General features: G+C 60.2%; 18 protein-coding genes. 7 read left to right on the forward strand and 11 right to left on the reverse strand.

What is annotated here, in order from left to right:
• Positions 1 to 95 precede the first annotated feature (95 nt).
• Complete coding sequence (locus AC193Q_RS24695) at positions 96 to 578, forward strand: glutathione peroxidase (protein WP_047291740.1); 483 nt, start codon at positions 96 to 98, stop codon at positions 576 to 578.
• A gap of 220 nt (positions 579 to 798) precedes the next feature.
• Positions 799 to 1,902, forward strand: coding sequence for an NADH:flavin oxidoreductase (locus tag AC193Q_RS24700; RefSeq protein WP_483878914.1), 1,104 nt, complete (start codon positions 799 to 801; stop codon positions 1,900 to 1,902).
• 135 nt (positions 1,903 to 2,037) lie between these two features.
• On the opposite strand, the gene AC193Q_RS24705 is transcribed toward AC193Q_RS24700, so the two are convergent.
• Complete coding sequence (locus tag AC193Q_RS24705) at positions 2,038 to 3,237, reverse strand: glycosyltransferase family 4 protein (RefSeq protein ID WP_483878915.1); 1,200 nt, start codon at positions 3,235 to 3,237, stop codon at positions 2,038 to 2,040.
• A 54-nt stretch (positions 3,238 to 3,291) separates the two neighbouring features.
• The gene (cysZ, locus tag AC193Q_RS24710) at positions 3,292 to 4,044 is read right to left on the reverse strand and encodes a sulfate transporter CysZ (protein WP_047291747.1); all 753 of its coding nucleotides are present in this window, start codon (positions 4,042 to 4,044) and stop codon (positions 3,292 to 3,294) included.
• Positions 4,045 to 4,355: 311 nt separating this feature from the next.
• Here cysZ and trxB point away from each other — a divergent pair, with 311 nt between their 5' ends.
• Positions 4,356 to 5,318, forward strand: coding sequence for a thioredoxin-disulfide reductase (gene trxB / locus AC193Q_RS24715; protein WP_047291749.1), 963 nt, complete (start codon positions 4,356 to 4,358; stop codon positions 5,316 to 5,318).
• A 126-nt stretch (positions 5,319 to 5,444) separates the two neighbouring features.
• Here trxB and AC193Q_RS24720 read toward each other — a convergent pair whose 3' ends face one another.
• From AC193Q_RS24720 to AC193Q_RS24745, 6 genes are all read right to left on the reverse strand, one after another.
• Positions 5,445 to 5,783, reverse strand: coding sequence for a HopJ type III effector protein (locus AC193Q_RS24720; protein WP_047291751.1), 339 nt, complete (start codon positions 5,781 to 5,783; stop codon positions 5,445 to 5,447).
• Entirely contained in the window at positions 5,776 to 6,072 is a 297-nt protein-coding gene (locus AC193Q_RS24725) for a DUF1244 domain-containing protein (protein WP_007968038.1), read from the reverse strand. Before AC193Q_RS24725 ends, AC193Q_RS24720 begins: the two co-directional genes overlap by 8 nt.
• Positions 6,073 to 6,140: 68 nt before the next feature.
• Positions 6,141 to 6,512 (reverse strand): dihydroneopterin triphosphate 2'-epimerase, encoded by a 372-nt coding sequence (gene folX / locus AC193Q_RS24730; RefSeq protein WP_041073935.1) that lies wholly within the window; start codon positions 6,510 to 6,512, stop codon positions 6,141 to 6,143.
• Positions 6,513 to 7,073, reverse strand: coding sequence for a GTP cyclohydrolase I FolE (gene folE / locus AC193Q_RS24735; RefSeq protein WP_483878916.1), 561 nt, complete (start codon positions 7,071 to 7,073; stop codon positions 6,513 to 6,515).
• 21 nt (positions 7,074 to 7,094) lie between these two features.
• A complete protein-coding gene (folM, locus tag AC193Q_RS24740; RefSeq protein ID WP_047291759.1) occupies positions 7,095 to 7,805 on the reverse strand; it encodes a dihydromonapterin reductase in 711 nt (236 codons plus the stop codon).
• 129 nt (positions 7,806 to 7,934) lie between these two features.
• Positions 7,935 to 8,504, reverse strand: coding sequence for an antibiotic biosynthesis monooxygenase (locus tag AC193Q_RS24745; RefSeq protein WP_047291761.1), 570 nt, complete (start codon positions 8,502 to 8,504; stop codon positions 7,935 to 7,937).
• A gap of 212 nt (positions 8,505 to 8,716) precedes the next feature.
• On the opposite strand from AC193Q_RS24745, the gene AC193Q_RS24750 reads away from it, so the two are divergent.
• Entirely contained in the window at positions 8,717 to 9,676 is a 960-nt protein-coding gene (locus tag AC193Q_RS24750; RefSeq protein WP_047291763.1) for a MerR family transcriptional regulator, read from the forward strand.
• Positions 9,677 to 9,679: 3 nt separating this feature from the next.
• Here the strand turns inward: AC193Q_RS24750 and AC193Q_RS24755 are convergent, their stop codons facing one another.
• Together AC193Q_RS24755 and AC193Q_RS24760 are read right to left on the reverse strand one after the other, a co-directional pair.
• Positions 9,680 to 10,285, reverse strand: coding sequence for a hypothetical protein (locus AC193Q_RS24755; RefSeq protein WP_025109427.1), 606 nt, complete (start codon positions 10,283 to 10,285; stop codon positions 9,680 to 9,682).
• A gap of 55 nt (positions 10,286 to 10,340) precedes the next feature.
• Positions 10,341 to 10,817 (reverse strand): PAS domain-containing protein, encoded by a 477-nt coding sequence (locus AC193Q_RS24760; protein WP_121183736.1) that lies wholly within the window; start codon positions 10,815 to 10,817, stop codon positions 10,341 to 10,343.
• A gap of 152 nt (positions 10,818 to 10,969) precedes the next feature.
• On the opposite strand from AC193Q_RS24760, the gene AC193Q_RS24765 reads away from it, so the two are divergent.
• A complete protein-coding gene (locus AC193Q_RS24765; RefSeq protein ID WP_121183738.1) occupies positions 10,970 to 11,425 on the forward strand; it encodes a flavodoxin in 456 nt (151 codons plus the stop codon).
• Here AC193Q_RS24765 and AC193Q_RS24770 read toward each other — a convergent pair.
• Positions 11,415 to 12,302: a LysR family transcriptional regulator gene (locus AC193Q_RS24770; RefSeq protein ID WP_121183740.1), complete on the reverse strand. Its 888-nt coding sequence runs from the start codon at positions 12,300 to 12,302 to the stop codon at positions 11,415 to 11,417. The genes AC193Q_RS24765 and AC193Q_RS24770 overlap by 11 nt on opposite strands.
• 94 nt (positions 12,303 to 12,396) lie before the next feature.
• Between AC193Q_RS24770 and AC193Q_RS24775 the strand changes: the two genes are divergently transcribed.
• Both AC193Q_RS24775 and AC193Q_RS24780 read left to right on the forward strand, forming a co-directional pair.
• Positions 12,397 to 12,783 (forward strand): CidA/LrgA family protein, encoded by a 387-nt coding sequence (locus AC193Q_RS24775; RefSeq protein WP_121183742.1) that lies wholly within the window; start codon positions 12,397 to 12,399, stop codon positions 12,781 to 12,783.
• Positions 12,773 to 13,459 (forward strand): LrgB family protein, encoded by a 687-nt coding sequence (locus AC193Q_RS24780; RefSeq protein WP_047291768.1) that lies wholly within the window; start codon positions 12,773 to 12,775, stop codon positions 13,457 to 13,459. Before AC193Q_RS24775 ends, AC193Q_RS24780 begins: the two co-directional genes overlap by 11 nt.
• The last annotated feature ends 64 nt before the right edge of the window (positions 13,460 to 13,523 follow it).

Genomic DNA, 13,523 nt, shown 5'->3' on the forward strand with positions numbered 1-13,523 from the left:
GAGGCGCCTGCGGGCGCCTTTTTAGTCCGCGGCTGTCCTTGGTGGCCTCGCCAAGTGGCTGTTTCGAGTAGAACACGGGAATCCTGGAGTACGTCATGAGTGCTTTTCACGACCTTAAGTTGACAGCCCTGGATGGTCAGGAGCTACCGCTGGCGCCGTTCAAGGGCCAAGTCGTGCTGGTGGTCAACGTCGCCTCCAAATGCGGCTTGACTCCACAGTACGCGGCACTGGAAAACCTCTATCAGCAATTCAAAGACAAAGGCTTCACTGTGCTGGGCCTGCCGTGCAACCAGTTTGCCGGCCAGGAACCCGGTAGCGAACAGGAAATTCAAGAGTTCTGCAGCCTCAACTACGGAGTGACATTTCCGTTGTCGAGCAAGCTCGAAGTCAATGGTCACGAGCGCCATCAACTGTACCGTTTGCTGGCGGGCGAGGGTGCGGAGTTTCCGGGTGATATCACCTGGAACTTCGAGAAATTTCTGCTTGGCAAGGACGGCCGGGTGCTGGCGCGGTTTTCGCCGCGTACGGCGCCGGATGATCCGACCATCGTTCACGCGATTGAAAAAGCGTTGGGCTGAAATAGTCAGAGCGAAAGATCGCAGCCTGCGGCAGCTCCTACAAGGACTGTCGAAGCTGCGATTTTTTCGTTTCTGCACTGACCGTTGCAGGCGCTGCCGCAGACTGCGATCTTTGCTTTGTGTCTTTTGATCCTTGATCACTCAAATCAATAATGCTGTTCAAGGCTTGCGACTCTCCATATTATCGCCGTCATAAAGTCATTCCCTGTGGAGCCTTCCAATGCCGGTGCAAGCCCTGTTCAAACCGTTCCACCTCGGTGCCCTCGAACTGCCGACCCGCGTGGTCATGGCGCCAATGACCCGCTCGTTTTCCCCGGGAGGCGTGCCCAACTCCAAAGTGATCGAGTACTACCGTCGCCGCGCCGCGGCCGGTGTCGGTCTGATCATCACCGAAGGCACCACGGTCGGTCACAAGGCCTCCAACGGTTATCCGAACGTGCCGCAGTTCTTCGGTGAAGCGCCACTGGCCGGCTGGAAAAAAGTGGTCGACGCGGTGCATGCCGAGGGCGGCAAGATTGTTCCGCAACTGTGGCATGTCGGCAGCGTGCGCCGTATCGGCACCGAGCCGGACGCCAGCGTGCCGGGTTACGGCCCGACGGAAAAGCTCAAGGACGGTCAGGTCGTGGTGCACGGCATGACCAAGCAGGACATTCTAGACGTGATCGCCGCATTCGCCCAAGCTGCCAAAGACGCCAAAAGCATCGGCATGGACGGCGTGGAAATCCATGGTGCCCACGGTTACCTGATCGACCAGTTCTTCTGGGAAGGCAGCAATCAGCGCAGCGACGAATACGGCGGCAGCCTGGCCAACCGCTCGCGTTTCGCCATCGAATTGATTCAAGCGGTGCGCGCCGCCGTCGGCGAAGGCTTCCCGATCATCTTCCGTTTCTCGCAGTGGAAGCAGCAGGATTACACCGCGCGTCTGGTACAAACGCCCGAGGCGCTGGGCGAATTCCTCAAGCCGCTGGCCGACGCCGGTGTGGATATTTTCCACTGCTCGACGCGGCGTTTCTGGGAGCCCGAGTTCGACGGTTCCGAGCTGAACCTGGCCGGCTGGACACGCAAGCTGACCGGCAAGCCGACCATTACCGTTGGCAGCGTCGGCCTGGACGGCGAGTTCCTGCAGTTCATGGTCAACACCGACAAGGTCGCACAACCGGCGAGCCTGGAGAAACTGCTGGAGCGTCTGAACAACGACGAGTTCGATCTGGTGGCGGTGGGCCGTGCGCTGCTGGTGGATCCGGACTGGGCGCTGAAAGTCCGTGAAGGGCGTGAGCAGGACATTCTGCCGTTCAGCCGTGAGGCGTTGATGACGCTGGTTTAAGCGGCGCTCAAACTGATGCTATCGCTGGCAAGCCAGCTCCCACAGGTATTGCGGGTGTTCACAAAAATTGTGTTCACCGCAGGCCCTTGTGGGAGCTGGCTTGCCAGCGATGGCGGCTTCAAAATCAGCAAAGATCTAAGGCAATGTCTGCGCATTCGGCAACACCTGCTCCCGCAGACACGCCCCACGCAAATGCTTTTCAAATTGCTCGATGATCGCCGCCCACCCCTGGCGACTGGCATGCTGGCGCGCATTCAGGCGCACGCAGCGCAATCGCTCATCTTCTTCCAGCAGCCAAGCCGCCGCATCGCAAAACGCCTCTTCATCACCCGGCATCGCCAGCACACCGTTGTAGCCGTGGCGAATATGCTGCGCCGCCGCTGCCTGATCGTACGCCACCACCCCCAGACCTGAAGCCAGTGCTTCAAGCACCACATTGCCGAAGGTTTCGGTCATGCTCGGGAACAGAAAAATATCCCCCGAGGCATAGTGCGCCGCCAGCGCTTCGCCGCGCTGTGACCCACAGAAAATCGCCTCAGGCAGCTCTTTTTCCAGCGCAAGCCGTTGCGGTCCATCGCCGACCACGATCAGTCTCAGGTTGCGCTGTGGATAAGTGCTGCGGAGTTTATCGAAGCAGCGCTTGAGCAGGCCCAGATTCTTCTCCGTGGCCAGACGTCCTACGTGAATCACCGCGATGTCCTGCTCGCTCAGGCCCCATTGCTCACGCAACCCGTTCAGGCGCCTGGCCGGGTGAAACAACTGGCTGTCCACGCCTCTGGAGAGCAGGGCGAGGCGGTCGAAATGCCGGCGCTCCAGTTCCAGACGCTGACTGACGCTCGGCACCAGGGTCATCGACGAGCGATTGTGGAACCAGCGCAGATAATGCGTCAGCAAGCGCGTCAGCAAACCCAGCCCGTACTGATGGGTGTACTGCTGGAAATTGGTATGAAAACCGCTGACCACCGAGATCCCCAGGCGCCGCGCCGCCCGCAAGGCTGACAAGCCGAGCGGACCTTCTGTGGCGATGTACAGCACGTCCGGGCGATGACGCTGCCAGCGCCGCAGCAGCTTGTGCATCGACGACTGACCCCATTGCAATCCCGGATAACCCGGCAACGGCCAGCCCCGGCACAACAGCAAGGCATCGTCCTCGACACGCTGTGGATCTCCCGCCTGGCGCGGTCGCACCAGTTCCACCTGATGCCCACGCGCGCGCAAACCATCGCACAAGCGGCCAAGGGTATTGGCCACCCCGTTGATTTCCGGTGGAAAGGTTTCGCTGATCAGAGTGATATGCAGAGCTGTCGTCATGACCTCAGTGTCGGCTGAGGCCATGTCGTGCTTGTGACGTTCGGATGATGGATTTGTGACTGGCGGTCTGTGAGCGGCTCAGCGCTGTGCGACAAGGTTCTCCGCGCCGCGCTCACGTACCCAGAACAAGGTCGCGCCCGCAACAGCGGCCGGCATCATCAGAATATTCACCACCGGAATCAGCAGCACCAGATAGACGATCCCGCCAAAACTCATGCTCTGCCAGCGCTTCTGCCGCAGCCAGGCGAGCATCTCGTTCCAGCCCAGTTTGTGGTTGTCCGCCGGGTAGTCGATGTACTGAATCGCCATCATCCACACGCCGAACAGCAGCCACAGCGGTGCGGCGACGATATTGACCACCGGGATGAACGAGAGAATGAACAGGCCGATCGCCCGGGGCAGGAAGTAGCCGAGCTTGCGCATTTCCCGGGCCAGGGTGCGCGGAATCATCGCAATCAGTTCGCCCCAGCTGAAGGCCGGGAAATCATCGGTGCCGCGTACCACCACTTCGACCTTCTCCGCGAGGAAGCCGTTGAACGGCGCCGCGATCACGTTGGCGAGCATGGTGAAGGTGAAAAACACCATCAATGCCACCAGCACCACGAACAGCGGCCACAGGATGTAACTGAGAAAACTCAGCCAGTCGGGCAGCGACGGCATCAAGTTGTCGACCCACAGGCTGAACTGATGGCCGGCCAGATAGATCAATCCGACGAACAGCACCAGGTTGATCGCCAGTGGCAGCAGCACGAACAGGCGCAGGCCCGGGCTGAGAACCAGTTTGAGGCCTTCGCGCAGGTATTGCGGGCCGGACAGAACAGGGGCGGGCATAAGGTGCTCCGAGCAAGGGAAAACGCGCCGACCTTACCGACTTTGCAACCGGTGCGAAAGCGCGGCAGAGCGATCGACATTCACTGTAACAAAGACGTCGATCTGGTCGGAGTCTGCGCATAGAGACCACCTATGAGCTGGATTGTTAAACCGTATTTCCTTAATCTTGCCCCCCTCGATACGCTGCACCCAACTTTTTACAGGACTGTCGAGCTCATGCCTTCCCCAAGGTTATCCACAGTCCTTTTTTATTCCCGCCGGCAGTCCGGCGTTCCGCGCCAGTGTTTCGGCCCGGTCAACAGGAGCAGGTCATGTCTGAAGTCCGTCATTCGCGAGTGATTATTCTCGGTTCCGGCCCTGCCGGTTACAGCGCTGCGGTCTACGCCGCCCGTGCCAACCTCAAGCCACTGCTGATCACCGGCATGCAGGCTGGCGGTCAGCTGACCACCACCACTGAAGTCGACAACTGGCCGGGCGACGTGCACGGCTTGACCGGTCCGGCGCTGATGGAGCGCATGCGCGAGCACGCCGAGCGGTTTGAAACCGAGATCGTTTTCGATCACATCAACGCCGTGGACTTCGCCGTCAAGCCGTACACCCTGACTGGCGACAGCGCGACCTACACCTGCGACGCCCTGATTATCGCCACGGGTGCCAGCGCTCGTTACCTGGGCTTGCCGTCGGAAGAGGCGTTCATGGGCAAAGGTGTTTCCGCCTGCGCGACCTGCGACGGTTTCTTCTACCGCAACAAGCCAGTGGCTGTGGTCGGCGGCGGCAACACCGCAGTAGAGGAAGCACTGTACCTGGCCAACATCGCCAGCACCGTGACCCTGATCCACCGTCGCGAAACTTTCCGCGCCGAGAAGATCCTGATCGACAAGCTCAACGCCCGTGTGGCTGAAGGCAAGATCATCCTCAAGCTGAACGCCAACCTCGACGAAGTGCTGGGCGACAACATGGGTGTGACCGGTGCGCGCCTGAAAAACAACGATGGCAGCTTCGACGAAATCAAGGTCGACGGCGTGTTTATCGCCATCGGCCATACTCCGAACACTTCGCTGTTCGAAGGCCAGTTGACTCTCAAAGACGGATACCTGGTGGTGCAGGGCGGTCGTGATGGCAACGCCACTGCCACCAGCGTCGAAGGCATCTTCGCTGCCGGCGACGTCGCTGACCACGTTTACCGTCAGGCCATCACTTCGGCCGGTGCCGGCTGCATGGCGGCACTGGACACCGAGCGTTACCTGGACGGTCTGCAGAACGCTTCGTTCTAAGACCGCAGGCACAAAAAAACCGGCTTCGGCCGGTTTTTTTATGAGAGTCAAAAGATCGCAGCCTGCGGCAGCTCCTACAGGGATCAGTGTAGGAGCTGCCGCAGGCTGCGATCTTTTGATCTTGAATCAGCGGCGGGTCAGCGGCTGTGCTTCGAACTTCACACCGGCCAGACCGTGCTTGATCAGCGCACGGATATTGCCGTGGTCACTGCCTTCAGGCGTCGCCAGCACCGAGCGGTAATGCTCGCCGAATGCCAGCAGCGCTTCTTCATCGCTCAAGCCTTCCAGCAGTGCCAGACCCAGGGTCTTGCACGAACCTTCGTTCTGCCCGGCAGCGTTTTCCACGCCACCATTGTTGAACGCTTGCGGCTGGTAGTCATAACCGGCAGCGATGAAGGCCAGGGTATCGGCGAAAGCGTGTTTGCCGCTGTTGAGGCTGGCGCGCAGGGTGTTCAGATCACTCATTGGGTTTTCCTTTGGCGAACGCCGCCTGTTGTTCGGCGCTGGCTTCTTGCTGGTATTGGGCTTTCCATTCGGCGTACGGCATGCCGTAAACCACTTCGCGGGCGTCATCGAGGCTGACCTCGATCTGACGGTCATCGGCGGCGGCCTTGTACCACTTGGACAGGCAGTTGCGGCAGAACCCGGCAAGGTTCATCAGGTCGATGTTCTGCACGTCCTTGCGGCTGTCCAGATGGGCGACCAGCCGGCGGAAGGCGGCGGCTTCGAGTTCGAGGCGTTGTTGCTCGGTCATGATGGGCTCTGTGCAGTCTATTCGTGGCGCGGATGATAAAAGTCTGGCGAGCAATGCGCCAGACGCGCTCAGCGGCTGGCCGCGAGGGTGATCGACACCGATTCGGCAAATCGCAGGGCATGCGGCTTGTCGACTTCGACTTCGGCGTAAAGCACGGCGGTATTGCTCATCACCAGATCCAGCAGCTCCTGGGTCAGGCGTTCGAGCAGCGCAAAGCGATTGCCCTCGACGTGGGCGATGATCGCCTTGGTGATGGTGCGGTAGTTCAGCGCATGATCGATGTCGTTGTCGCGCACCGCTTCCTGCGCGGCGTACTGAATGGTCAGGTTGATCAGTACATCCTGTTTGTTGAGGATCTCGTCCTCGTTGATCCCGATAAAGGTGCGCAGGCGCAGATCCTTGACCCGGATGCGCGCCATTCCCGGTTGAAGTTGTGACATTTACTTGCTCCGTCCAATCAATTGCAGGAACTCCTGGCGGGTGTTGCTCGAGTCGCGAAAGGCGCCGAGCATGACCGAGGTGTTCATGGTCGAATTCTGTTTCTCGACACCGCGCATCATCATGCACATGTGCCGGGCCTCGATGACCACCGCGACGCCAGCGGCATCGGTGACCTGTTGCACTGCGTCGGCAATCTGCCGGGTGAGGTTTTCCTGAATCTGCAGGCGCCGGGCGAACATGTCCACCAGCCGCGCGATCTTCGACAGCCCCAGCACCTTGCCGGTTGGAATATAAGCCACATGGGCCTTGCCGATGAAGGGCAGCAGGTGATGTTCGCACAACGAGTAGAGCTCGATGTCGGCGACGATGATCATCTCGTCGCTGTCGGAAGCAAACAGCGCGCCGTTGACGATCTCCTCCACACGCTGTTCGTAGCCGTGACACAGGTATTGCATGGCCCTGGCCGCGCGCAGCGGGGTGTCGAGCAGGCCTTCGCGGTCGGGGTCTTCACCGAGGCCGATGAGGATCTCGCGGTAATTCTCGGGCAGGGAACGGGTCATGGGAGAGCCTCGCGCAGCAGCTTATTTGACGTGCCGTCCGCCATTGACGGTCAGGGTCGTACCGGTGACATAGGGGTTGTCGAGCAGATAGCGCAGGCTCTGGTAGATCACTTCGCTGCCGGGCTCGATGCCCAGCGCGGATTTGGCCAGCGCCTTGGCGCGGTACGCCGCGTCGTCGTCGGGATTGAACAATAGCAGGGCCGGCGCGATGCCGTTGACCTTGATCGCCGGTGCATAACGCGCGGCGAACGACAGGGTCAGGCTGTCGAGCCCGGCCTTGCTGGCGCAATAACCGATGTGTTTGCTGCTGCCCTTGCGCGTGACGTCGTCACTGATATGGATGATGTCGGCCGGTGTCGAGCGCTTGAGCAGGTCGGCGCAGTGCAGGTTGATCAGGTACGGCGCGAGCAGGTGCACGTTGAGCATGCGTACGAAGGCTTCGGCTTCGTTGCCCGGGGTTTCCGCCAGCCATTCGGAGGCGTTGTGGACGATGGCGCGCAAGCGGTCGGTATGGGTTTTCAGTTCATCGATGAAGGCGAGAATGGCCGCTTCGCTGGAGAAGTCGGCGAACACTCCGATCGCGCCCAGATCCCGCAGCGCTTGCACGCCGGGACGTTCGCTGCGGTAGGTGAAAATGACCTGATGGCCGTCTTCAAGCAAACGCTGCGCGCAGTGCAGACCGACACGCTGGCCGGCACCGGTGATGAGAATCGGGGCGGAGGAATTGGTCATGAATGGCTCGCGTCGCGGTTGGAGCAAAAACTATAACAGCGACGCTGGCGAAAAGATCGCAGCCTTCGGCAGCTCCTACAGGGGCGCCTTCATCCGTAGGAGCTGACGAGTGCAACGAGGCTGCGATCTTTAGCGATTCTGCGTAGAGGGTGTTGCAGGCAAAGGTCGCGCTGGCACAGCGTTCAACCAGTTGGCCAGCAGCCGCGTCGACAGCGGAATAAAGAAATACACCATCAATGGCGTCAGGCACGCCGTGCTGATCAACACCCGCGGCAGCAGGCTCATGTCGCCGAGCAACGGCCCGAGAACAAAGTTGAACAGCAGCGATACCGGAAAGAACGCCAGCCAGATGGCCACGGCCTGTTTCCAGCGCGGTGGCCGCTGACCGGCCGCGCCGAACCAGCCTTCGATGCCGCTGACCCGATGTTCTTTGGGATGCGCGAACAGATCGCTGCCCCGCGCGAGCCACGCGGTACGCGAGACCGAGTGCTCCCAGGCATGCAGGGTCTGTTCGTCGACAAAGCGGAAAATGATCTGGAATTCGTTGTCACCGGGTGGCGGAGCGAGCACGCCGGAGCCCAGGTAACCGGGAAAGTCAGTGGCCAGTTGTTCGCCTTCGCGCAGCCAGGCAATCAGGTCCTGATAGCGTCCGTCGGCGACGCGACGCGCGACCATCAGTGTGACGGGGGAAGTAGACATTATGTATCTCCATGTTTCCGAGTGCGTCGCTTCGGGTAGAAGTTTCGCGATGCGCAGGCCCGGGGTAAGGGCCTGCGTTTTTCGACTAGCAAGGATTATTCCTGATTTTGCGCGCCGTTTCAGAGACTTTCGTCTCTATTGATGGGTTGAACCGATACAGGGCATCGGAGGTAGAATGGGATCCAAATCTACCGAGTGGATGCACCTGCACAATGGCTGTTATCACGGACGCTGACTCTGCTTTGCAGGCCTCTGTCGCATTTGAGCGCGAAGAGTTGTTCCCTATTCGTGAGGTGTCGCGCCTGACCGGCGTCAACCCGGTAACGCTGCGTGCATGGGAGCGTCGCTACGGTTTGATTCAGCCGACGCGCACCGAAAGCGGGCACCGGCTGTATTCGATGACCGAAATCGAGCGCGTGCGCAGCATCGTCGACTGGATCGACCGCGGCGTGGCGGTGAGCAAGGTCGGCAAGATCCTCGCCAAGACCGAGCCGCTGAAAGTGCTGGCGCATATCATTCCTGATGATCTGGTGCAGGCTGATTACGCGCAGTGGCAGCTACAGGTGCAGGTTGCAGTCAGCGCGTTCGATGACCGCGCGCTGGATCAGGTCTACAACCAGATTTTCTCTTCATATTCGCTGTCAGTGGTGTTCCAGGACATTCTCATGCCGTTGTGGCTGCAGATGTTGCAACGCCAGGATGCCTTTGGGCAGACCAGCGAGTGGCTGTTTTTCGACGGGTTCCTGAGGGCGCGGGTTCTGCAACGCATTGTCACGCTGCGCGGCACGCAACCGCGCAAGGTGATTGTCAGTGCGCTCGCCGGTCAGTGCCGTGAACTCGAGTTACTGGTTGCCGCGTTATTTCTCAGTGGCAATGATGCGGGGGTGCGAGTGCTGACCACTGGTCAGCCATTCGATGAATTGGCGTTGGTCTGCGAGCGGATCAAGCCACAGGCGCTGGTGCTGTTTTCCAATCACGCCCCCACCCCGGATTTGCCGCGCCGTCTGAATCGGCTGGCCTTGAGTCTCGACTGTCAGGTAATGCTCGCGGGCGACGCTGCCGATCTGGCACAGGATAGTCTGGCCGGATCGTCAATCGGTTGTCTGGGCAATGAAGGGGCGACGATGCGTCAGCGCATGACGCAGTTTCTCGCGGGGACGCTGGATACCTGAATATCAGGTGTGCAGGGCGGGGTGGGTCAGACGGTGTTGTTGCAGGATGAACTGACGCAGGCGTTCGGTTTCATCGGCATCGGTCTGGCTCAGTTCGTAGGCGTAGAAGCCGTGCTCGGTTTCGCGCTCGAAATTGCCGCGCAGGGAGATCCGCTCATAACCTGAAGGGCTGAACCACAGGGCGAAATGCTTGGGCGGTTTGGTCTTGTTGCGCATTTCCAGCAGCACGCCTTTGTGCGACACCTCGTGCACCCACATCATCCCCGGTTGGCCCTTGGCATTTTCCAGCGCGACCGGCTCTTCGAGGGTCAGACGCCATGGGCGAACCATCGGCCCGTCTTCGTAAATGCTGGGTACGCCCAGACGCAGGTGCAACGCGTGAAATTCGTCTTCCACCAGGTGCAACGGGAAGGTCATCTGCTGATTTTCGAAGTTGGCCTGGATGGTCACTTGCTCATGAGCCGCCAGGCGCGTGAGCAGGTCACGGATCTGCGAGCCACCATTGACCAACAGGCTCGACGTCGCATCCCGCACATTGAGTTGCGGGTTGTGCTGCATGGTCTGGATGAAATCCAGCTCATCCTGGGTCAGGAGGGCGTCGCGTTGCATGGCCTGGCTCGAAAGAATTAGTTACAAAGTCATTGGTGATTGTAGTTACTGACACTTAGTTCGCCGTTTTGTTTGCGCCGTTCGTCGCTTTCAGGGCAGAGAGTTCGGCTTGCAAGGCGGCAACCTGTGCTTCCAGTTGCGCGACGCGTTGCTGCGCCTTGACCTGAACCGTGACGTCCTTCTGCACGCCGACGAAATAAGTCTGGCCATCATCGGCGTTTTGTACCGTCGATAGCGACAGTTCATTCCAGAAAGGCGTGCCGTCCTTGCGATAATTGCGCAATGTTTCGCGACACGCGCCACCAGCGCGCAGCACTTCGCGAATCCTTTCCAGACTTGGCTGATCGCGGTCGCCGGACTGCAGAAAACGGCAATCCTGGTAGAGAATTTCTTCGCTGCTATAACCGGTCAGGCGCTCGAAGGCCGGGTTTACGTAAATCAGGATGTTGTCCTGTTCGCCTTCCTTTTCTGCAACCACGATCCCGTCGTTCGAAGCGTTGATCACCATTTGCAGCAGACTGGCGTTGATCATCAATGAATCCTTTCAGTGTCGATATTGGCTGGCATTCTAGAAGTTCCAGCCAGTCTGTCTACTGGCCATCACGGCTATTCGGGCCTGGATCGCGGCTTTTGCGTCGGACTGCTACTATCGCCGCTCTTTTTTTCAGCTCCAGGATCAGATTGATGAAAGTCGCCATCCTCTCCGGCTCGGTTTACGGCACGGCCGAAGAAGTCGCCCGTCACGCGCAGAACCTGCTGAAAGACGCCGGTTTTGAAACCTTCTACAACTCGCGCGCCAGCCTGGCGGATATTCAGGCGTTCGGCCCTGAAGCGATTCTCGCGGTGACCTCGACCACCGGCATGGGCGAGTTGCCGGATAACCTGCAGCCGCTGTTTTTCAGCCTTCGCGATCAATTGCCAATGGCCTGGCGCGGCTTGCCCGGCGCGGTGATCGGTTTGGGCGATGCCAGTTACGGCGATACGTTTTGCGGCGGTGGCGAGCAGATGCGCGAGTTGTTCGCCGAGCTGGGCGTGCGCGAAGTACAGGAGATGCTGCGTCTGGACGCCAGCGAAAGCGTGACCCCTGAAACCGATGCCGAGCCTTGGCTGGCGCAACTGATCGCCGCGCTCAAGGGTTGATCGCGCGTTCGCGCAGCAGGGCCAGCCAGGCCTGGGCAGCTTTCGACAGGTAGGCGCCGCGACGCCAGATGAACGCGATATCCCAACGCAGATAATCTGGCGCGCGCAAGGTCAGGCGCACCACGCCCGGACGCTCCAGTGCCCGGGCGACCACGCTCGGCAATAACACCACGCCTTGTCCGGCTGCCACCAGCGCCACGAGAAAATCCGCCTGACCACTGCGTCCGCCTTCTTTCGGGGTAAAGCCCAATTGCTGGCACGCCTGCAATAGACGGTCATTGAGTACGAAGCTGCGCTGATACAGCAGGAACGGTGTTTCGGCCAACTCCTCCAGAGCAATTTCACCACGCGCCGCCAGTGGATGATCCACCGGCAGCAACGCGTCGAGCTTCTCATCGCAGAACGGCTGAAAATCGAACTGCGGATCCTTGGGCAGCAAGCTGCCACCCAACTCCAGTTCTCCGCTGAGCACCGCCTGCTCGACGTTACGGCTACCGCCCTCAAGCAATTGAATGCTGATGTTCGGATAGCGCCGCCGATATTCGGCGAACAAACCGGCGAACAACGCATCGCTGCCCAGCAGCGGCAGACCGAGGCGCAATTCGCCGCGCGCCAGCTGGCTCAGATCATCCAGTTCGCTGAGCAACTCCTGACGCAAGCGCAGCATGCCCTCGGCGTGTGACAGCACCACGCTGCCCGCAGCGGTCAGGTGTAACTGGGAGCCGAGCCGTTCGAGCAACGGCGTGCCGAGACTCTGCTCCAGTTGCGCGACTTGTTTGCTCACCGCCGACTGACTGACGTGCAGGGTTTTCGCCGCCTGGGTAAAGCCGCCTTGACGCATGACTTCGACAAAACTGCGCAGCTGTTTGAATTCCATTGTCCGATTCCGTTTTGGAATAGCCATGAGTCTAACAATTCGCTTCTGGGATGGCAGGCCGCTTCGTAAAATAAGCCCCTGTAAGGAGCCCATCATGAACGCTGCGTCCCTCACGTATGTTTCCCGTCTGATAGCAGAACTGGGCGTGTTGCTCGGTCTCTATCTGCTCGGCTGCCAGATCGCCGCGTGGCTGGCCTGGCCAATCCCCGGTGGCGTTATCGGCATGGCCCTGTTGCTGCTGGCGTTCGCGTTTGGCTGGGTCAAACCGGCGGCGCTGCAACTGGGTGCCGGCTTGCTGATGGCCGAGATGCTGCTGTTCTTTATTCCGGCACTGATGAGTCTGCTCGACTACGGCGCACTGCTGCGTGATGACGGTTGGCGAATTCTGCTGGTGATTGGCGCCAGCACCCTGATGGTGATGCTGGTGACGGCCTTTACCGTGGAGTTGGCTGTGCGCCTGAGGCGGTCTCATGAAGCTTGAATGGATGCCGATGTTCTGGCTCGCTTTCACTCTGTTGGCGTATCTGTTCAGTCGCTGGATTTATCGGCGTACCGGGCGTTATCTGCTGTCGCCGCTGATTTTGGTGCCGGCGCTGCTGCTGGCGCTCGCCATACCGTTGCACACGGCGTATGCCGAATACGCCAGCAACACCCATTGGCTGATGCTGGTGCTCGGGCCGGTGACGGTCGCTTTCGCGGTGCCGATCTGGCAGCAGCGACGTCTGCTGGTGCGGCACTGGTCAGCGCTGTTGCTGGGCATGCTCGCCGGCAGCGCGGCATCGATCGCTACCTCGTTTGGCCTGGCCAGGGCGCTGGCGCTGGATATCTCAGTCACGATGTCGCTGGTGCCGCGTTCGATCACCACGCCGTTCGCCATGCCGCTGGCGCAGGATCTGGGTGGCGTGCCGGAACTGACGGCCGTGTTCGTGATGTTCACCGGTGTGTTCGGTGCGATGCTCGGCGGCGTGCTGCTCAAGTGGCTGCCGCTGCGCAGTGCCTTGGCGCGCGGTGCATTGTTTGGGGTTGGCGCGCACGGTGCCGGCGTCAGTCGGGCGCATGAAGTGGGCGGTGAAGAGGGCTCGGTGGCCGGGCTGGTGATGGTGCTGACGGGACTGCTCAATCTGTTCGCCGCGCCTTTGTTGGCGTCGTTGCTTTGACATGGATCCAAGCTGTTTGCATGGCTGACCCGCTCAGTCATCAAGCTGGCTGGCAATGCAACTA

The sequence above is a fragment of the Pseudomonas sp. F2 genome (assembly GCF_057174385.1).